Annotated in this window: 19 protein-coding genes; 11 read left to right on the top strand and 8 right to left on the bottom strand. The window is 56.7% G+C overall.

The window, feature by feature from the left end; genetic code table 11:
- The first annotated feature begins 23 nt into the window (after window positions 1-23).
- Window positions 24-386, top strand: a complete 363-nt coding sequence (gene grxD, locus O2N63_RS07560) for a Grx4 family monothiol glutaredoxin (protein WP_271053643.1) — start codon at window positions 24-26, stop codon at window positions 384-386.
- A gap of 75 nt (window positions 387-461) precedes the next feature.
- Here the strand turns inward: grxD and O2N63_RS07555 are convergent, their stop codons facing one another.
- Window positions 462-851 carry a cell division protein ZapA gene (locus tag O2N63_RS07555; RefSeq protein ID WP_271053642.1) on the bottom strand — a complete coding sequence of 130 codons (390 nt, stop codon included), beginning with the start codon at window positions 849-851 and terminating at the stop codon, window positions 462-464.
- Complete coding sequence (locus O2N63_RS07550) at window positions 844-1353, bottom strand: hypothetical protein (RefSeq protein ID WP_271053641.1); 510 nt, start codon at window positions 1351-1353, stop codon at window positions 844-846. The genes O2N63_RS07555 and O2N63_RS07550 overlap by 8 nt, the downstream gene beginning before the upstream one ends.
- A gap of 357 nt (window positions 1354-1710) precedes the next feature.
- On the opposite strand from O2N63_RS07550, the gene tkt reads away from it, so the two are divergent.
- Entirely contained in the window at window positions 1711-3735 is a 2025-nt protein-coding gene (gene tkt / locus O2N63_RS07545; protein WP_271053640.1) for a transketolase, read from the top strand.
- 220 nt (window positions 3736-3955) lie between these two features.
- Window positions 3956-4831 (top strand): DMT family transporter, encoded by an 876-nt coding sequence (locus O2N63_RS07540; protein ID WP_271053639.1) that lies wholly within the window; start codon window positions 3956-3958, stop codon window positions 4829-4831.
- A gap of 78 nt (window positions 4832-4909) precedes the next feature.
- Here O2N63_RS07540 and O2N63_RS07535 read toward each other — a convergent pair whose 3' ends face one another.
- The gene (locus tag O2N63_RS07535; RefSeq protein ID WP_271053638.1) at window positions 4910-5872 is read right to left on the bottom strand and encodes a DUF808 domain-containing protein; all 963 of its coding nucleotides are present in this window, start codon (window positions 5870-5872) and stop codon (window positions 4910-4912) included.
- A gap of 295 nt (window positions 5873-6167) precedes the next feature.
- On the opposite strand from O2N63_RS07535, the gene gap (O2N63_RS07530) reads away from it, so the two are divergent.
- Window positions 6168-7166 carry a type I glyceraldehyde-3-phosphate dehydrogenase gene (gap, locus tag O2N63_RS07530; RefSeq protein ID WP_271053637.1) on the top strand — a complete coding sequence of 333 codons (999 nt, stop codon included), beginning with the start codon at window positions 6168-6170 and terminating at the stop codon, window positions 7164-7166.
- A gap of 88 nt (window positions 7167-7254) precedes the next feature.
- On the opposite strand, the gene O2N63_RS07525 is transcribed toward gap (O2N63_RS07530), so the two are convergent.
- A complete protein-coding gene (locus O2N63_RS07525; protein WP_271053636.1) occupies window positions 7255-8286 on the bottom strand; it encodes an alpha/beta fold hydrolase in 1032 nt (343 codons plus the stop codon).
- 165 nt (window positions 8287-8451) lie between these two features.
- Between O2N63_RS07525 and O2N63_RS07520 the strand changes: the two genes are divergently transcribed.
- Together O2N63_RS07520 and gap (O2N63_RS07515) are read left to right on the top strand one after the other, a co-directional pair.
- Window positions 8452-8595, top strand: a complete 144-nt coding sequence (locus O2N63_RS07520; RefSeq protein WP_271053635.1) for a hypothetical protein — start codon at window positions 8452-8454, stop codon at window positions 8593-8595.
- 120 nt (window positions 8596-8715) lie between these two features.
- Window positions 8716-9714, top strand: a complete 999-nt coding sequence (gap, locus tag O2N63_RS07515; protein ID WP_271053634.1) for a type I glyceraldehyde-3-phosphate dehydrogenase — start codon at window positions 8716-8718, stop codon at window positions 9712-9714.
- A gap of 74 nt (window positions 9715-9788) precedes the next feature.
- Here gap (O2N63_RS07515) and O2N63_RS07510 read toward each other — a convergent pair whose 3' ends face one another.
- From O2N63_RS07510 to O2N63_RS07495, 4 genes are all read right to left on the bottom strand, one after another.
- Window positions 9789-10388, bottom strand: a complete 600-nt coding sequence (locus tag O2N63_RS07510; RefSeq protein WP_271053633.1) for a glutathione S-transferase family protein — start codon at window positions 10386-10388, stop codon at window positions 9789-9791.
- Window positions 10389-10408: 20 nt separating this feature from the next.
- Window positions 10409-10900, bottom strand: coding sequence for a pantetheine-phosphate adenylyltransferase (coaD, locus tag O2N63_RS07505; RefSeq protein WP_271053632.1), 492 nt, complete (start codon window positions 10898-10900; stop codon window positions 10409-10411).
- 114 nt (window positions 10901-11014) lie between these two features.
- Window positions 11015-11449 carry a CBS domain-containing protein gene (locus tag O2N63_RS07500; protein ID WP_271053631.1) on the bottom strand — a complete coding sequence of 145 codons (435 nt, stop codon included), beginning with the start codon at window positions 11447-11449 and terminating at the stop codon, window positions 11015-11017.
- A 100-nt stretch (window positions 11450-11549) separates the two neighbouring features.
- On the bottom strand, window positions 11550-12473 hold the full coding sequence (locus O2N63_RS07495) for a LysR family transcriptional regulator (protein ID WP_271053630.1): 924 nt from the start codon (window positions 12471-12473) through the stop codon (window positions 11550-11552).
- 296 nt (window positions 12474-12769) lie between these two features.
- Here O2N63_RS07495 and O2N63_RS07490 point away from each other — a divergent pair, with 296 nt between their 5' ends.
- The 5 genes from O2N63_RS07490 (at window position 12770) to O2N63_RS07470 (ending at window position 18775) form a co-directional block, all read left to right on the top strand.
- Entirely contained in the window at window positions 12770-14269 is a 1500-nt protein-coding gene (locus O2N63_RS07490; protein ID WP_271053629.1) for a CoA-acylating methylmalonate-semialdehyde dehydrogenase, read from the top strand.
- A 299-nt stretch (window positions 14270-14568) separates the two neighbouring features.
- Complete coding sequence (locus tag O2N63_RS07485) at window positions 14569-15036, top strand: hypothetical protein (protein ID WP_271053628.1); 468 nt, start codon at window positions 14569-14571, stop codon at window positions 15034-15036.
- A gap of 181 nt (window positions 15037-15217) precedes the next feature.
- Window positions 15218-16351 (top strand): carboxylate-amine ligase, encoded by a 1134-nt coding sequence (locus O2N63_RS07480; protein WP_271053627.1) that lies wholly within the window; start codon window positions 15218-15220, stop codon window positions 16349-16351.
- 244 nt (window positions 16352-16595) lie between these two features.
- Entirely contained in the window at window positions 16596-17747 is a 1152-nt protein-coding gene (locus O2N63_RS07475) for an acyl-CoA dehydrogenase family protein (RefSeq protein ID WP_271053626.1), read from the top strand.
- The gene (locus O2N63_RS07470) at window positions 17747-18775 is read left to right on the top strand and encodes an enoyl-CoA hydratase/isomerase family protein (protein ID WP_271053625.1); all 1029 of its coding nucleotides are present in this window, start codon (window positions 17747-17749) and stop codon (window positions 18773-18775) included. Before O2N63_RS07475 ends, O2N63_RS07470 begins: the two co-directional genes overlap by 1 nt.
- The last annotated feature ends 11 nt before the right edge of the window (window positions 18776-18786 follow it).

Genomic DNA, 18786 nt, shown 5'->3' with positions numbered 1-18786 from the left:
CGCAATAAGAAAAGGACCGTCCAATGAGCGACGCAAAAACCCAAATCGACACTCTCGTCAAAGCCACCGACGTGGTACTTTACATGAAAGGCACCAAGGAAATGCCACAATGCGGGTTTTCCTCGCGCGTGGCCGGTGTTCTGAATTTCATGGGTGTGGACTACACCGACGTGAACGTGCTGGCTGACGAAGAAATCCGCAATGGCATCAAGGAATATTCCGACTGGCCCACCATCCCGCAGCTTTACGTCAAAGGCGAGTTCGTGGGCGGCTGTGACATCATCACCGAAATGACCCTGTCCGGCGAGCTGGACACGCTGTTTGATGACAATGGCGTGGGCTACTCCAAGGAAGCAGCAGATAAGATCCGCGAAGCCAACGCCTGATCAGATCATCCCGTATACAGAAAAGGGCGCTCGTCATGAGCGCCCTTTTTCTTTTCTGTCAAAGGCTTGCCGAGGTCACTCAGCGGCGGCTTTTTCCTCGACCGCAGTGGCCATAGCCTCAGCCCGCGCCGCAATTTCAGCCAGCGTATCGGTCACGCTTGATGGCACCACAGGCACCTCAATTTTTTGCGGCTCGGCATTTTTCAACGCGTCGATTTCGGCTTGCAGATCCGCCAGTTTCTTTTCGGCAGCCTTCAGCTTGTCATCCATCCCTGCGGTCTTGTCCGCCAGCATCAGACCCGACATCAAGAGCATCCGACTTTCCGTGAGGTTGCTCAGCTGGCTCACCAGCACCGACGCTTCGGCATCCAGCATGGCGGCCGCGGATTTCAAGAAATGCTCCTCACCTTCCTGGCACGCCACATCAAAATCCCGCCCCCCAATCTTGATCACAACATCAGGCATCCACATTCTCCTTGGACTGAACTGTATTCGACTGAGCCTGGGCAATCAGGCTGTTCAACTCGCCCAAAACTGCATCCAACTCATTGCGGTCAGCGCTTTGCGTGGCGCGTAGCCCTTCAAGTTCTGCCATCATCGACTTGTTGATAAGATGTGGTTCGGCAGCACCCTGGCTGACAGCCTCTCGCAGGGCATCGTTATTTGTCCTCAGATTTGCATTCACCTGTCGAAGCTTGGCCAAAGCGCGTTCTTCATCTGCCAACAGCTTGGTCAGACGTTCAACCTCTTCAGACAGGGTTTGCACCGTACTGTCCTGCTTCTCTTTGATCGCTTTCACCCGCTCTTCGAGCTGCGCATTTGCGGTCCGCTCATCCTCCAGCGCAGCGGTCAATTGTGCCACTTCACCGCTTTGTTCAGCCTTTGTCGGTGCAAGCGCATCAACGCCTGCGCTGATACGTTCAAGCGCAGTGGTGATGCGGGTTTCGAGTTCGGAAATATCGCTCATGCTCTGCCCTGTTCAAATCACGTTGTCCGGTCCTGTCGCCCGACCCGCCATTTACATGAGCGCGAATCGATCCGACCCCAGAATACTCACCATACTAAGGTGTAAATCCGTTTTACCCGAAGCGGTTGAATTGTAAAATGTCTGTTCGGGCAATCAATCGCCCTGATTTTTCCCTTTTATCGCTCTAGCTTGCGGGAAAAATGCCGCCCAGCACAATGTATTAGGGAGTTTTGAGCATTTCTGTTGCCCTGCCACTGCCGCCTTTAATTCCCGAGAGGCATTTCCTTTCCTTTGCTTGACCCGCACAAAATGGCTGTTAAACCCGTCGCGACTTCACTTATTCAAAGGATCTGGGCCTTGGACATCGAAACCCTGCGCAAGAACCACGCCGACCACTGGAACAAGGCCGCAGCCATCCGCTCGCTCACGCTGGATGCTGTTGCCGCAGCGAACTCCGGTCACTCCGGCATGCCGATGGGCATGGCGGATGTCGCCACTGTTCTGTTCGAAAAACACCTGAAATTCGACCCGAAAGCTCCGCGTTGGGCTGACCGTGACCGGTTCATCCTGTCGGCGGGCCACGGCTCGATGCTGATCTATTCGCTGTTGCACCTGACCGGTTACGAAGACGTGACCATGGAGCAGATCAAGAACTTCCGTCAGTGGGGCGCGATCACTGCTGGCCACCCGGAGTTCGGTCACGTTTCGGGTGTGGAAACCACCACCGGCCCACTGGGTCAGGGCATCTCGAACGGCGTGGGTTTTGCCATGGCCGAAGAGATCCAACGCGCCCGTTTCGGCAAGAAGATCGTTGATCACTACACCTATGTGATTGCTGGCGATGGCTGCCTGATGGAAGGCGTGAGCCAGGAAGCAATTGGTTTGGCTGGTCGTCATGAGTTGGGCAAGCTGATTGTCTTCTGGGACAACAACGACATCACCATCGATGGCAAGGTGTCCCTGTCGGACCGCACCAACCAAGTGCAGCGTTTCAAGGCCTCGGGCTGGCATGTGATCGAAATCGATGGTCACGATCCCGAGCAGATTGACGCCGCGATTGCAAAAGCGAAGACCACCAAAAAGCCGTCGATGATCGCCTGCAAAACCCATATCGCTCTGGGTCACGCGGCACAGGATACTTCGAAAGGCCACGGCGCCCTGACTGATGCCGAGCAGCTTGCTGCCGCAAAAGAGGTTTACGGCTGCCCGCAAGGTGCGTTCGAAATCCCCGCTGACGTGAAAGCCGCCTGGGAAGCCATCGGCACCCGAGGTGCTGCTGATCGTGCAGAGTGGGACGCCCGTTTTGCCTCGATCTCCGAGCGCAAACAGGGCGAGTTTGTTCGCGCCTATGCCCTTGAAGCGCCTAAAAAATTGTCCTCTGTTGTGCGCCAGTTGAAAAAGCAGGTTGCCGAAGAACAGCCCAAAGTCGCAACCCGCAAATCCTCGGAAATGGCGCTGGCCGTGATCAACCCGGTGATGCCTGAAACCGTTGGTGGTTCAGCCGATTTGACTGGTTCGAACAACACCAAAACCGGTGATCTGGGCGTGTTTGACACCGACAACCGCAAGGGCCGTTATGTCTATTGGGGCATCCGTGAGCACGGTATGGCCGCTGCGATGAACGGGATGGCGCTGCATGGTGGCGTGCGCCCCTATGGCGGCACGTTCTTCTGCTTCACCGATTATGCGCGTCCGGCGATGCGTCTGGCGTCCCTCATGGGTATCCCGACCGTCTTTGTGATGACCCACGATTCAATTGGTGTTGGCGAAGATGGCCCGACCCACCAGCCGGTCGAGCACCTGTCGATCTGTCGCGCCACCCCCAACAGCTACACCTTCCGCCCGGCAGACACCGCCGAAACGGCAGAGGCGTGGGAGATTGCGCTGACCGAGAAATCGACCCCGTCGACCATGGTGCTGACCCGTCAGAACCTGCCGACCCTGCGCACCGAGTACAAGCAGAAAAACCTCGCTGCACAAGGGGCTTACGTACTGGCAGATGCCGAAGCAGGCAAGCGTCAGGTGATCTTGATCGCCACCGGTTCCGAAGTGTCGCTGGCGATGGAAGCCCGCGCCGCGCTGGAAGCCCAAGGCATCGGGACCCGCGTTGTGTCCATGCCCTGCATGGAGCTATTTGCCGAGCAGGACGAAGCCTATCGCCGCAAGGTCCTGCCCGCAGGTCCTGTACGCGTTGGCATCGAAGCGGCCGTCCGTGACGGTGGCTGGGATCGCTGGCTTCTGGGTGAGCGTGGCCGTGAAGCCAAGCAAGCCTTTGTCGGCATGGAAGGCTTTGGTGCCTCGGCCCCGGCAAATGTGCTCTATGAAAAGTTCGGCATCACCACCGAAAACGTGGTGGAAAAAGCCAAGGCGCTTTTGGGCTGATTTCGCCCACATAGCGGAAAATATTCACGCCCCTGCCAAGAGATTGGCGGGGGCGCTTTCTTTAAAGTCTTTAAAGGTCGCCCGCATCAAAGTTTAAAGTTTAATAGGTCTGAAAACCAAAAGTTTAAACTTTTTAGATCCCCAGACACGGCGCATTTCCCCTTCCCCTGCCAGCAAATCTCGGCCAGTCTGATCGCTGTTTGTGTTCAACGAGGCCCCCATGTGGAGCACCTATTCTGACAATCTTCGCGGCGCGCTGTTCATGGTCTTTGCCATGGCCGCCTTTGCGCTGGAGGATATGGCCCTGAAAGCCGCCGCCCGCGATATCCCGATCGGACAGGCGGTGGCGATGTTCGGTGTCGCGGGATGGGTTGTTTTTGCGGCAATGGCGCGGGCGCAGGGCGAACGGATTTTTCACCCTTCTCTGACATCGCCTGTGTTGGTCTGGCGATCCCTGTCCGAAATCGCCGGGCGCCTGTTTTATGCATTGGCGATTGCCCTGACGCCTCTGTCCAGCGCCTCTGCCATATTGCAGGCAACGCCGCTTGTGGTGGCGCTGGGGGCCGTTGTGGTGTTTGGCGAACGCGTTGGATGGCGACGGTGGATGGCAATCTTCACGGGCTTCATCGGCGTCCTCATGATCCTGCGCCCCGGCTTGGATAGCTTTGACCCGCTTTCAATCTTTGCCGTGCTTGGCATGCTGGGGTTCGCTGGGAGGGATCTGGCAACGCGAGCCAGCCCGGTGTCGATGTCGTCCGCGCAACTGGGCGTGGCGGGGTTTGCCGTTTTGACTGTGGCTGGATTGGTGTTGGTCGGATTTGGCGGAGTGGTCATTCCCACGCCCGCAAGCCTTGGCTATGTGGCGATGGCAACAGTGATTGGAGTGCTGGCCTACGGTGCCCTGACCCGCGCCATGCGCACGGGTGAGGTCTCGGTGGTCACACCGTTTCGCTATTCGCGCCTGCTGTTTGCACTTATTTTGGGCGTTGTTGTGTTTGGAGAACGCCCGGATGGAATGACGCTTCTGGGCAGCGCGGTGATTGTGGCGAGCGGGGTGTTCCTCTTGCAAAAGAAACGCCATGCGATCAGGGGCTAAGGGGCGCTGCCCCTCGCGGCTTTGCCGCTCACCCCGGGATATTTTCGGTCAGAAGAAAAAGAGACCACGTGATTGCGATCAGGCGCGGCCTTTGAACACAGTCTGCCAGATGGGCGCAATGACCCAAGTGGCCAGCGGGATGATGAGGACGCCGAGAATAAGGCCAACCACCCCATCCAGTGCGGCTGTCACCGCCCATTTCACGAAGCCTTCTGCCTGTGGCACCGCATGGGCGGCGGCTTCGGCGATGTGGTGGATGGTGTTGTAAGGTTCATGCAGGCCCAGCTCATGCGCGCCGTGGATCACGATTGATCCACCGACCCAGATCATCGCAGCGGTGCCGATGATGGTAAGCAGCTTCATGAAGATGGGCATGAATTTCACAAGGCCAAGACCAAAGCGGCGGGTGAGGCCAAGACGGCCCTTGCGCGCAAGAAACAGCCCCACATCATCCATTTTCACAATCAGCGCAACCGATCCATAGACCGCAATGGTGATACCGATCCCGGCGATGGCGAGACCTCCAGCCTTGGCATAGATCGACCCGTCGGGAAGGGCGGCGAGGATGATGGTCATGATTTCCGCTGACAGGATGAAATCGGTTTTGATCGCGCCGGCGATTTTGCTTTCTTCCAGATGCGTCGGGTCGCCTTCGTCATGTTCGGCATGGTCCCAGGTGTGTTCGTGCGGAAAGAGCACATGCCAGACCTTCTCGGCCCCTTCGAAACAGAGATAGGCCCCGCCCAGCATCAAGAGTGGCGCGACCAGCCAAGGGGCAAAGGTTGAGAGCAGCAGCGCGGCGGGCAGCAGGATCAGCAGCTTGTTCTTGATTGAACCCCAGGCGATGCGGCCAATGATCGGCAACTCGCGCGCCGGGGCAAAGCCCTGCACATATTTCGGCGTGACGGCGGCATCGTCAATCACTGCCCCTGCCGCCTTGACCCCGGCCTTGGCCGCCTGACTGGCGATATCATCCACCGACGCGGCGGCGACCTTTGCGATCCCGGCCACATCATCCAGCAATGCAATCAAACCACTCATTCAACCTGTCCCAATATTTTTGCGCGTCTTTGTGGCGAATCCTATGGGGATGTGCGGCGGGGGGCAAGTGCGGCAATGCCCCTGCGGCATTGAATGTTTGCGGCACCAGTTACGGGTGTTTTTCAAGCAGAGCGCAAAGGTTTGCGCTAACGTCTCATGTTTTCGCTAACAAGCTGGCATCAAAGCCGAATTCCGCATTGGCCCTTTTCCTCTGCCCGTCTATACCCGGCGCAAATGATCGTCTGGCCGCGGGGAGCGGACAGATAGACCAACATGTCAGACCAAGAGGTAACTCATGACCGTTAAAGTCGGTATCAACGGATTTGGCCGCATCGGCCGTTGCACCCTCGCCCAGATCGCTGCATCGGGGCGCCAGGACATTCAGGTTGTGAAGGTGAACGCCACCGGGCCGCTGGAAACCGCCGCCCACCTGATCAAATATGACAGCGTGCATGGCCGTTTCCCGAACGACGTGGTTCTGGGGGAAGGCACCATGGATGTGGGCCAGGGCCCAATGCAGATGATGTCGACCTACAACATGGACGAGTTGGACTGGTCCGGTGTTGACGTTGTTCTGGAATGCACCGGCAACTTCAACGACGGTGAGAAAGCCAACAAGCACATTGAACAGGGCGCAAAGAAAGTCCTGATCTCGGCTCCGGCCAAGAACGTGCAGAAAACCATCGTTTACGGTGTGAATGACGATCAGCTGGAAGCAGGTGACGTGATGATCTCGAACGGCTCCTGCACCACCAACTGCCTCGCGCCGATGGCCAAGGTGCTGCACGACGCCTTTGGCATCGACAGCGGTATCATGACCACCATTCACGCCTATACCGGCGACCAGCCGACACTGGACCGTCGCCACAGTGACCTGTACCGCGCCCGCGCCGCCGCCATGTCGATGATCCCGACCTCGACCGGTGCTGCCAAAGCGCTGGGTGAAGTGCTGCCCGCGCTGAAAGGCAAGCTGGATGGTTCGGCCGTACGCGTGCCGACCCCGAATGTGTCTGCTGTGGATCTGACCTTTGTGGCCGAACAAGACGTGACCGTGGATCAGGTGAACGCGGTGATGAAAGAGGCCGCTGAGGGCGCCATGAAAGGTGTGCTGGGTTATACGGAAGAGAAACTGGTCTCGACCGATTTCAACCACACCGAAGACAGCGCGATCTTTGCAGCCGACCAGACCAAAGTGACTGGCACCCGTCTGGTGCGCATCCTGGGCTGGTACGACAATGAATGGGGCTTCTCGACCCGCATGGCGGATCTCGCCGTGAAAATGGGCTCGATCTGAACCGATCCTCATTGACGAAGCAGACAAAGAAAACCCCGATGGCACAATCGTCGGGGTTTTTTCATTGAGATCTGAACAAAGCACCCGCTTAGCTGCCTTTTGAGACAACCACTCGGTTCAGGAATTCCCTTGCGGTCGGAACCCATTTCTCGGGTTCTTCTGTTGTTGCGTAGTGACCAAGCGGACTGTTCACTTCGCAATAATCTGCTTTCACTCCCGCCGAATGAAGTTTTTCCAGGACGTCCCTTCCAATTCGCGCGGGAAACCATTCATCCGTATCGCAGAGAACATAGAGCATGGGAGCGGCAATCCTGTTGAACTCGCCCTCTACGTTGAAGGTCGACCACGCCCTCATCAGGGTGAGCAGGCTATGGGCATCAAACTCCATCGCCCACTCACGAGCTGTTTCCCACAAAATTCTCTCGCGCTCCGCAGCATCAAGATCTTCGGCCAGCTTGTCCTCAAAACCGAAACTTCTCAATGTCTCAACCCGCAGGCGGGTCAGGCTTTCGGCCATGCTTCCTTTTGAATAATAATCCCCGTCATTCCAGTTGGGGTCGCTAGAAAACCTCTCCAACAGTCCGTTTAGCGAGGACGCCGTATCAAACGTGTCTTTTGGTGCCGTATCCAACGCAATTATTGCCGACATGAAGTCTGGATAGGTCACCGCCCATTGGAAGGCTTGAAACCCACCAACCGAACTGGCAACAATCGCCACCAGATGGTGAACTCCAATTGCTTGCAACAGCAGGTACTGAGCGCGAACCACATCGCGATAGGTTATCTCGGGAAAATCTCTCCCATAAGGTTCGCCCGTTGACGGATTTCTCGAAGCTGGTCCGGTTGAACCATAGCTGGACCCGAGGCAATTCGACGAGATGATGCAGTATCTGTCTGTATCCAATAGCTTTTTGGAGCCAATGATCTCATTGTACCAACCTCGACGGCGGTCAGGTGTAGGTGCCCCCACCGCATGGTGGCTGCTTGTGATACCGTGTGCCACAAGGATCACATTGTCTTTGTTGTGATTCAGCTGGCCATAGCATTCATAGGAAATTTCCAGATTTTCAATAATCTGCCCGCTGTCCAACTTGAAATCATCGGTATGAAATTTCATCATCCCCCTCCCCTTTCCGGGCATCTGAATGATATCACACCTCTCCTTTGTGAACCAAACAGCCGCAGGGCCATTTGGCGTGGACACATCTCCAGTCATATCAAAGGGTTCCTCTTGTTCTTACTCTCCCATCCTGCAACACTGGCGTAAAACAATAAGGAGCAGCCCGTGACCGACAAGATCGCCCTATATCTCGGCATTGTGATCGTGGCCTTGATCGGGTTCGACTATCTTGTGTTTGACGGTGCAGAGTTGCTTTTCCTTGCCAAAAAATTCGCCGAGTTTTCCGAGTGGATCGCTTTCTGGCGCTGATCCGCGGTCACTCCAATTCATCACCTGCTTTCGATTGACTTTCGGTTTCCCTTGACCTTTGTGCGAAAATGTTCATGTTAGCGCCAACATTCACCCGCATTCGCCGGAAGGAAATTCGAAATGACAGTGAAAGTGGCCATCAACGGATTTGGGCGCATCGGTCGGTTGGTGCTGCGTGCCGCAATCGAACAAGGGCGCGATGACATCGAGGTTGTGGCGATCAACGATCTGGGTCCGGTAGAAATGAACGCCCACCTGCTGGAATTTGACAGCGTGCATGGACGGTTGCCGAGTGACGTCACCTACGGTGACGACTGGATTGACGCAGGAAAGGGCAAAATTGCCGTAACCTCCGAATTCAACCCCGCTGACCTGCCTTGGGGCGACGTGGACATCGTGCTGGAATGTACGGGGATCTTCACCGGGGACAAGGCCAAGGTCCATCTTGAAAACGGGGCCAGCCGCGTGTTGGTATCTGCCCCGTCATCAGGAGCGGATAAAACCATCGTCTACGGGGTGAACCACGACACGCTGACCGCCGAGGATCTGCATGTCTCGAATGCCTCCTGCACCACCAACTGCCTGTCACCGGTTGCCAAGGTTCTGCAGGATGCGATTGGCATCAATAAGGGGTTCATGACCACAATCCACTCCTATACCGGGGACCAGCCAACGCTCGACCGGATGCACAAAGACCCCTATCGCGCCCGCGCTGCTGCGATGAGCATGATCCCCACCACCACTGGCGCTGCCCGCGCTGTGGGGCTGGTGCTGCCAGAGCTTGCTGGCAAGCTTGACGGGGTGGCGATCCGCGTGCCGACACCGAATGTCTCATGTGTAGACCTGACCTTTGAGGCGGCCCGCACCACGGATGTCGATGAGATCAACGCCGTGATCCGCGACGCCGCAAATGGTCCGCTCAAGGGTATTCTTGGTGTGACGGACAAGCCGCTGGTCTCAACCGATTTCAACCACGACCCGCACAGCTCGACCTTTGCAACCGATCAGACCAAGGTTCTGGACGGCAACATGGTCCGCGTGCTGAGCTGGTACGACAATGAATGGGGCTTCTCGAACCGCATGCTGGATACGGCGGTTGAGATGGGGAAATACCTGTAAGACACTAATATATTTATCAAAAAGCCGGGGTGCGCCTCGGCTTTTTCTTTTTGGATGTATGCCTTCCCGCCTTACTAGATAGGTGCTGTTTCGATCATGGTTTCACGCGCTTTTACCTGCATCAGCCAATCTGAGAGATGCGGATAAGCGCTTTTCCATTCTGGCACCAACTTATTGAAATCCATCAAGTCGAGCCCAACCGCCAAGGCCATACCCCGGAATGTTAAGAACTCAGGCAGGCCTCCCGCTTGCGCTGCACGTTCCAAGTATGAAAGGCACCGGGCTGAACGATCCGTTTCAACAGATATCAAAAACACTGACCGGCCCACCACATCCCGTCGGTTTTCACGCACCCAACAGGTTATTCCATCAATGAAGCCAAGGATCTGCCCTTCTTGTTCAATTACTTTCAATGTGGGTTCAGCCAATGCAGAAAGCTCTGCCGAAACGGATTTACTCTTCAGAAAATCATAGACACGGTTGGTTTCCGTGATCACCAGAGTATCCGTGACCAATGTAGGCACACGCCCCACGGGGCTGTGGTCTAAAACTGGGTTATTTGGGCTTCGGCTCTCGGCCAGCCTTTCTTGTACATTTCCGGTCAATCCGGCCTCGCGCAGCGTGATCCGGGCAATACGGGCATAGGGTGAATTTGCGGAATAAAACAGAATCATGGGGCTATCGATTTTCCCCTTCACCCAATCTTCTTAAGCAGCTTCTCTTTCACCTCAGGCGTCACAAATTTCGACACGTCGCCATCCAGCTTGGCAATCTCTTTCACCAGTTTCGAAGCGATCGCCTGATATTTTGCCTCGGCCATCAGGAACACGGTTTCCACCGATGAATCCATCGCGCGGTTCATGCCAACCATCTGATATTCATACTCAAAATCAGTCACAGCCCGCAGGCCGCGTACGATGATCTGGGCGCCGACATCATGGGCGCAGTCAATCAGCAGGTTTTCAAACGGATGGGCGACAATCTCGGTTCCGGTTTCGGCGGAAAGCTTGGCGCATTCTTCTTCCACCATCGCCACACGTTCCTCCAGCGTGAACATCGGCCCTTTGCCGGTGTTGATCGCCACACCAATCACCAGCCGATCCACCAACGCACAGGCACGGCGGATGATATCCGTATGCCCAAGGGTGATTGGGTCAAATGTTCCGGGATAAAGACCAACGCGCATATCAGAGCCTCCTTGTCGCGGGACGCACGCAACAATATTGCGCGTGAATTATCAAGGCTTTTGGTGCCGCTACGTAGTTCTACGTAACGGCACAAATGAGAATGACAGAGGGTGTCAGTAGCCCATGATCATATTGGTCAGCGCCTCAGCCTGGCTCGAAAGCTCATCCAGCCGCGCCTTGACCACATCGCCAATTGAGACCAGACCGACCATCTCGTCCCCTTGCATCACGGGCATGTGACGAAAACGCTTTTCGGTCATGGTTTGCAGCACTTGTATGGCGCGATCATCTGGTGCACAGCTGATCAGCTTCGACGTCATGATCGTATCGACACTCTCCGTCAGACAACCGGTGCCGGACGCGCCCAGAGCACTCACGATATCGCGTTCTGACACGATCCCCGCCGGGTGCACGCCATCTTCCGACACAATAACCGCGCCGATCTTTTTCTCCGACAGAACCTGCACGGCCTCATTGACTGTGGCCCCCGGTTTCACAGTGGCCACACCGTGGATTGGTTTGTCTTTGAGAATTTGGCTGACGAGCATGAGGTCCCTCCTGGCGACTTGAGCGGAATAAATTTTATGTCTCCAGAGTCACCCCTCGCGCAACAATATGTCAAGCACATTCCGCAACTTTGTCGGGAACTTACGCGGAAAACCGCCCCGGCCATCCGCTCTGCCCAATCTGTGCCTCAAGACGCGCCACTTCGTTGCGAATTCCCTGCGCCAATTCCTGCGCCACCCGCGCAAAGCGTTCTACCCGAGCATCCCCTTCATGGCGTATCAGATAGAAAGACCGGGTGATCGACAGCTGATCCACAAGCACCCGGCGAAGCTCGGGCGCAAAGGGCAAAATGAAATCATGGGTAATTCCAACGCCGCCGCCCTGACGCACCATCCCCAATTGGACTGCCACCAGATTTGACGCCAGTTGCACGCGATCAATGCCTAGTTTGGTCAGAAAGTCGAGCTCCGGGTAAAAGATCATGTCCTGAATATAGCCAACAATCGGATGACCTTTCAGATCCTCAAGACGTTCAAGCGGCGGCGCATCCCGCAAATATTCCTCGCTCGCCGCCATGTGCAGGTGATAATCCGTCACCCGCTGCACCGTCACCCGACCGGCCTGCGGTGGGCTGACCGTGATCGCCATGTCTGCCTCGCGTTTCGATAGGTTGATCACCCGTGGCAATGCCACAATCTGCAATTCCAGTTCCGGATGCTGGCGCTGGATCTGAGCACAAACCTGCGGCAGGATATAGCTGGCACAGCCATCGGTTGCCCCTATCCGCACCTGCCCCGACAGCTGCCCGGATTGCCCTTTCACCTCATCTGCGCCCGACAACACCGCCTGCTCTGCCCGCTCCGCATGTGTCAAAAGCCGCGACCCCGCTTCAGTCAGCGCATAGCCCTGCGGCGACTTGGTAAAGAGAACCTGACCCAGATCCGCCTCAAGCTTTGCGATGCGCCGCCCAACCGTTGCCGCGTCCCGTTTCAACACCTTCCCTGCACGTGACAGGCTCTCAACCCGCGCCACCGCCAGAAACACTTTCAGATCATCCCAGTCCATAACCTGCTCCCGCTACATTCTTTTTCTTGCCGGAAATACCTCGGGGTGAGGGCAAAGCCCGAGGGGCAGCGCCCCATCCGCGACGCGCAGCGGCGCAATCATAAAGATGCCCGAACGCAGTGAGGCCACCAGAAGCGCGCTGAGGCGTGAGCTGAAGCGCCCTTCTCACTTACCACGCCACTTACCATGCCTCCTACCACCCATTTTGCATTTTTGCAAAACCCTTTTGGGAAAAAGCCTCTTTCCACCGCATAAATGCAAGCCTAATCTGCCCGCAGAATTTTGGGAGAACCACCATGAAAAAACTTGGTCACTGGATCAATGGTCAACTGGTAGACGGCACCTCGGGCCGCGCCGCTGACGTTTACAACCCCGCCACCGGCGAAGTGCAGGCTCAGGTCGACTTGGCCACCAAAGCCGAACTGGATGACGCTGTGGCCAAAGCCGCTGAAGCGCAGAAAGTCTGGGGCAACACCAACCCGCAAAAACGCGGTCGTGTGATGATGGCGCTGGTTGGACTGATCAACCGCGACATGGACAAGCTGGCCGAAGCCCTGTCGGCTGAACACGGCAAGACCATCCCCGACGCCAAAGGCGACGTGCAGCGCGGTCTGGAAGTGATCGAATATTGCATCGGTGCGGCCCAGATGTTGAAGGGCGAGTTCACTGATTCAGCAGGTCCCGGCATCGACATGTATTCGATGAAGCAGCCGCTGGGTGTTGTGGCCTCGATCACACCGTTCAACTTCCCTGCCATGATCCCGCTCTGGGGCATGGGCCCGGCGCTTGCTGCCGGCAACGCGATGATCCTGAAACCGTCCGAGCGTGACCCCTCGGTTCCCTTGATGCTGGCCGAACTCTGCAAAGAAGCTGGCCTGCCCGACGGTGTGTTGCAGGTTGTGAACGGCGACAAAGACGCCGTGGACGCAATCCTCGACAATGAAACCGTTCAGGCCGTGGCCTTTGTCGGCTCGACCCCGATTGCCCATTACATCTACTCGCGCGCCACTGCCAACGGCAAACGTGCACAGTGTTTTGGTGGCGCCAAGAACCACATGATCGTGATGCCGGACGCCGATATGGAACAGGCCGCTGACGCGCTGGTTGGTGCCGGGTTCGGTGCCGCTGGCGAACGCTGCATGGCAATCTCGGTTGCCGTTCCCGTGGGCGAAGAAACCGCTGACAAACTGCGTGACGCGCTGGTGCCGCGCATCGAAAAGCTGAAAGTGGCCCCCTACACTGCTGGCGACGATGTGGATTACGGCCCTGTTGTGACCGGTGCCGCCAAGGAAAACATCCTGCGTCTGATCCAGACCGGTGTGGACCAGGGTGCCGATCTGGTGGTCGACAACCGTGACTTCAACCTGCAAGGCTATGAGGACGGTTTCTTTGTTGGCCCGCATCTCTTTGACCGCGTGACCAAGGACATGGACATCTACAAGACCGAGATCTTTGGTCCGGTTCTGTCGATGGTGCGTGCCCAGTCGTATGAAGAGGCCATCGGCTATGCGATGGATCACGAATACGGAAACGGCACCGCGATCTTTACTCGCGATGGTGACACTGCGCGCGACTTTGCCAGCCGCATCAACATCGGCATGGTCGGCATCAACGTTCCGATCCCGGTGCCGCTGGCCTATCACACCTTTGGTGGCTGGAAGAAATCGGGCTTTGGTGACCTGAACCAGCACGGTCCGGATGCGTTCAAATTCTACACCCGCACCAAGACCGTGACCTCGCGCTGGCCCTCGGGCATCAAGGAAGGCGGCGAGTTCAACTTCAAGGCCATGGATTGATCACAATTGATCCTGCCCCTGCCTTAACGTGACACGGAAAGGCAACCGCACATCAGACGCTCCGAAGCTTTGCTTCGGGGCGTTTTTTGTTTCTCAGGGTATAGCGAGGACAAAATTGCACCGAGACCAATCGACCAAACAACCTATTGGTGTGTTAATGCGGAAAGTCGACACCCCACTCATTTTTCCTTTCAGCATCTCGGAATTTATTATCATTGTAATTCAGATTTTTAGTCGACACATCCAACATAAAAATACTAACGTGACGCAACGCAGGGTAGTATTGATGGGATTTCTTGATGACCGAAAGCGAGTTTTTTGCCGCGAGTGCGCTGGTGTTCAAGCGGCTCGGGGAAAATGTCAGCCTCTCTCAACTTCACAGTTTTTTGCCGGACCTTGCCCCCGAGTTGATCCCCACTGGTCGGTTCGACGCGCTGATTGACTTGTCTGAAGTGAAAGAGCTCGACAGCAACTACACCAAAATTTCGTCACTGATCAGCACAATGGAAAGTCTTTATCAGACTCACGTCGCGCCGCATCGTATTGCATTTCTGGCCCCGGGAGACCTCGCATTCGGCACCTGTCGGATGGTCGAACAACTCGCACAAGGCAGGTTGCCGACTGAGATGCTGGTGACGCGAGATCCAATTGAGGCGATCTTATATCTCGCGCGGGAAGAAACGACTATTGACCAGTTACAAGATGCGCTGACCCGGGCAGAGAGTGATGACGGCTTCGGCTGCGCGCGCAATCTGGCCAATGCCTGACCCCATCCCCTTCCCGATCAATATTGCCTTGCGCGGCGTCACGACCAGCCACTGCAAAAAATAGAAAGCGATTTCTGCCTTACTTTTATCGAGCCTGGACAACATCTTGCCCCCACCCCGGTTTCCTGCAAGGCTTACCTAACCAGCGCAATCCGCAGCGCAGCATAGATCGGGGAAGTAAATGGCACGCGAGGAACCGGATTTCACCATTGGGATCGAGGAAGAATACCTTCTGGTCGACCAGTCGAGTTTTGAACTGGTTGAGGCCCCCGCACAGATGATGGAAGACTGTCTGGCCGAGTTGGAAGATCAGGTCAGCCCGGAATATCTGCAATGCCAGATCGAGATCGGCACCAAAGTCTGCGCAAATGTGGGTGAGGCACGTGAGGACCTGAAGCGGTTACGAGCTGGAGTGTCAAAGCACGCGGCCCGGTATGATCTTGCCCCGATTGCCGCCTCCTGCCACCCGTTTGCACGCTGGCAAGACCAGCATCACGTAGACAAGGATCGTTATAACGACCTTCGGCGCGATCTGGCGGGCGTGGTCCGTCGAATGCTGATTTGCGGAATGCATGTGCATGTGGGCCTGCCCGACCCGGACACCCGCATCGATATCATGAACCAGCTGAGTTACTTCCTGCCGCATCTTCTGGCCCTGTCGGCCAGTTCACCCTTCTGGCAGGGCGAGGACACCGGACTGGCCAGCTATCGTCTGACAGTGTTTGACAACCTGCCCCGCACCGGCCTGCCGCCGCAGCTGTCAAGCTGGTCAGAATTTGAACGATCCGTAGCCGCGCTTGTGGATATTGGCGTGATTGAAGACAGCTCGAAGATCTGGTGGGATCTGCGCCCATCATCGCGATTTCCCACCATCGAAGCACGTATTTGCGACGTGCAGCCGAGGCTGGAAGACACGCTTTGTCTGGCCGCCCTTATTCAGGCCCTGACGCGGATGTTGTGGCGGTTGAAGCAGAAAAACCAGCGCTGGCGTCTCTATGACAATTTCCTGCTCGCCGAAAACCGTTGGCGGGCGCAGAGATATGGGATTTCCGGCGGGCTGATCGATTTCGGATGTGGCGAGGTCACCCCCTTTGATCAACTGCTTGAGGACATGATTGAGCTGGTGGAGGAAGATGCCGAGGCACTTGGCTCAACGCAAGAGCTTGAAGCCGCACGTGAAATCCTAACCCGCGGGGTAGCAGCAGATCGCCAACGCGCAGTTTTCCTGGATTCTGTCGAAGCGGAAAAACCGGTGAATGAGGCCTTGAAAGACGTGGTACGTCACTTGATTGACGAATATCACGCTGACCTGTGAGCCGAGCACTCCCGCGCCTTCATGACCTTACGGTCGTCAGGCTTGGGCGTGGCCTCGCTTCGCTTGGTGGTTTTTTTGCCTTCGGCGAGGATATTTTTGACCAGAAAATGTGGGCGGTTGGTGCGTAGGTCGACGAGACGCTGCGTGGTTTTTGCTTTGCCTTGGCCCAGCTTGAAAAACTCCTGTAAGGATTGCGCATTAGCTAGGATCGCAACACGGATTTTGCGAACGGGAGGAGACCGGCATGGATTTTGCGTTGAGCGAGGAACAGACTCTTATTTTCGACATGGCGAAAGGCTTTGGCGAGGAAAACATCGCGCCTTATGCCGAAGAATGGGAAGCTGAGGGCAGCATTCCGATGGAGCTATGGAAAGGTCTGGCAGAACTGGGCTTTGGTGGTCTTTATGTGTCGGAAGAATATGGCGGATCTGGCCTGTCGCGCCTGGATGCGACGCTGGTATTTGAAGCACTGGCCATGTCCTGCCCTGCCGTTGGATCCTTCCTGTCGATCCACAATATGTGCGGGGGCATGATCGACAAATTCGGCACCGAAGAAGACAAGCAGAAATGGTTGCCGGATCTGTGCACCATGGACAAGGTGTTTTCCTACTGCCTGACCGAACCGGGATCGGGATCGGATGCGGCGGCGCTGAAGACCCGTGCGGACAAGACCAACGAAGGCTATGTGATGAACGGCAACAAGGCCTTCATCTCGGGCGGCAATTATTCCGACGTTTATGTGACCATGTGCCGGACCGGCGAAGACGGCCCCAAGGGCATCTCGACCGTTGTTGTGGAAAACGGCACGCCGGGTCTGAGCTTTGGCGCCAATGAGCGCAAGATGGGCTGGAAGGCGCAGCCGACCTCTCAGGTGCAGTTTGATGACTGTACTGTCCCGCATGAAAACCTTCTGGGCGAGGAAGGCAAAGGCTTTACCTACGCCATGGCCGGTCTGGACGGTGGACGGCTGAACATTTCGGCAGGTGCATTGGGTGGCGCGCAGCGTGCTCTCAACCTGACGCTTCAATACATGGGTGAGCGTAAGGCGTTCGGCAAAACCATCGACCAGTTCCAGGCGTTGCAATTCCGTCTGGCGGAATATGAGACCCGCCTGCAAGCGGCCCGAACCTTCCTGCGTCAGGCGGCGTGGAAGCTTGACAATGGGGCGCATGATGCGTCGAAATTCTGCGCCATGGCCAAGCTGATGGTGACGGATGTGGCGTTTGACGTGGCCAATGGCTGTCTGCAGCTGCATGGCGGTTATGGTTATCTTTCCGATTATGGGATCGAGAAACTGGTGCGCGACCTGCGGGTTCACCAGATCCTTGAAGGCACCAATGAAATCATGCGCCTGATCGTGGCCCGACAACTTTTGGCAGAGCGTGATCGGGGCTGATGACGGATATTCTGATACGCAAAGATGGCAAGGCGGGTCGGATCACTCTGGCCCGCCCTGACGCGTTGAATGCGCTGACCTATGACATGTGCCTGGCGATTGACGCTACCCTGATTGACTGGGCAGCTGATGATGACGTCAAACTGATCATCATCGACGCCGAGGGGGATCGCGCGTTCTGTGCCGGTGGCGACATTCGTGAGATTTATGAGATCGGGAAATCGGGCGATCCGACCCGCGCGCAGAACTTCTGGCGCGACGAATACCGGATGAATGCGCGGCTGTTTGAGTTTCCAAAACCGATCATCAGCTTCATGCAGGGCTTTACCATGGGCGGCGGCGTTGGCGTAGGCTGTCATGGATCACACCGGATCATGGCGCGCTCTTCCCGCATGGCGATGCCGGAATGCGGCATCGGGCTGGTGCCGGACGTAGGCGGATCGCTGATACTGGCCAAAGCCCCGGGCCATCTGGGGGAATATATCGGCATGACCGGCGCGCGACTGGCACCCGGCGATGCGATCCATGCAGGCTTTGCCGATTACGTGATCCGTCAGGCGGAATGGCCGGCGTTGAAAGACGACCTGACCCGCACGGGCGATCCCAGCCACATCGACGAGGCCGCCATCCCTGCGATCCCCGGCAACCTCTCGGCGATGCAGCCGATGATTGACGCCCATTTCGGCAAGAAAAGCTTTGCGGGGATCGTGGCCTCTCTGCGTGCCGAGAAGAGCCAGTTTGCAGAAAATGCGCTGGAACTTCTGTCACGAAACTCGCCCCTGTCGATGGCCTGTACCGTCGAGATGATTCACCGGCTGGCGGAGGCCGACACGCTGCGTCATGCGCTGGAACTGGAGTACCGGTTTGTCTATCGGGCGCTCACGGAATCGGACCTGATGGAAGGAATCCGCGCCGCCGTGATCGACAAGGACCGCAATCCGCAATGGAAACACGCGCTGGACGATCTGCCGTCTGACGCCATCGACAACATGCTCGCGCCACTGGGCGCCAATGAACTGACATTCTAAGGGAGATCGCC

Origin of the sequence: Aliiroseovarius salicola (assembly GCF_027891095.1) — a bacterium.
Taxonomy (GTDB): Bacteria; Pseudomonadota; Alphaproteobacteria; order Rhodobacterales; family Rhodobacteraceae; genus Aliiroseovarius; species Aliiroseovarius salicola.
This window is presented reverse-complemented; position numbering and strand designations above follow the sequence as displayed.

Coding starts and splice junctions, on each gene's coding strand:
- grxD (WP_271053643.1), top strand. CDS start 24: ATGAGCGACGCAAAAACCCAAATCGACACTCTCGTCAAAGCCACCGAC.
- O2N63_RS07555 (WP_271053642.1), bottom strand. CDS start 851: ATGCCTGATGTTGTGATCAAGATTGGGGGGCGGGATTTTGATGTGGCG.
- O2N63_RS07550 (WP_271053641.1), bottom strand. CDS start 1,353: ATGAGCGATATTTCCGAACTCGAAACCCGCATCACCACTGCGCTTGAA.
- O2N63_RS07540 (WP_271053639.1), top strand. CDS start 3,956: ATGTGGAGCACCTATTCTGACAATCTTCGCGGCGCGCTGTTCATGGTC.
- O2N63_RS07535 (WP_271053638.1), bottom strand. CDS start 5,872: ATGAGTGGTTTGATTGCATTGCTGGATGATGTGGCCGGGATCGCAAAG.
- gap (WP_271053637.1), top strand. CDS start 6,168: ATGACCGTTAAAGTCGGTATCAACGGATTTGGCCGCATCGGCCGTTGC.
- O2N63_RS07525 (WP_271053636.1), bottom strand. CDS start 8,286: ATGATGAAATTTCATACCGATGATTTCAAGTTGGACAGCGGGCAGATT.
- gap (WP_271053634.1), top strand. CDS start 8,716: ATGACAGTGAAAGTGGCCATCAACGGATTTGGGCGCATCGGTCGGTTG.
- O2N63_RS07510 (WP_271053633.1), bottom strand. CDS start 10,388: ATGATTCTGTTTTATTCCGCAAATTCACCCTATGCCCGTATTGCCCGG.
- coaD (WP_271053632.1), bottom strand. CDS start 10,900: ATGCGCGTTGGTCTTTATCCCGGAACATTTGACCCAATCACCCTTGGG.
- O2N63_RS07500 (WP_271053631.1), bottom strand. CDS start 11,449: ATGCTCGTCAGCCAAATTCTCAAAGACAAACCAATCCACGGTGTGGCC.
- O2N63_RS07495 (WP_271053630.1), bottom strand. CDS start 12,473: ATGGACTGGGATGATCTGAAAGTGTTTCTGGCGGTGGCGCGGGTTGAG.
- O2N63_RS07490 (WP_271053629.1), top strand. CDS start 12,770: ATGAAAAAACTTGGTCACTGGATCAATGGTCAACTGGTAGACGGCACC.
- O2N63_RS07485 (WP_271053628.1), top strand. CDS start 14,569: ATGACCGAAAGCGAGTTTTTTGCCGCGAGTGCGCTGGTGTTCAAGCGG.
- O2N63_RS07480 (WP_271053627.1), top strand. CDS start 15,218: ATGGCACGCGAGGAACCGGATTTCACCATTGGGATCGAGGAAGAATAC.
- O2N63_RS07475 (WP_271053626.1), top strand. CDS start 16,596: ATGGATTTTGCGTTGAGCGAGGAACAGACTCTTATTTTCGACATGGCG.
- O2N63_RS07470 (WP_271053625.1), top strand. CDS start 17,747: ATGACGGATATTCTGATACGCAAAGATGGCAAGGCGGGTCGGATCACT.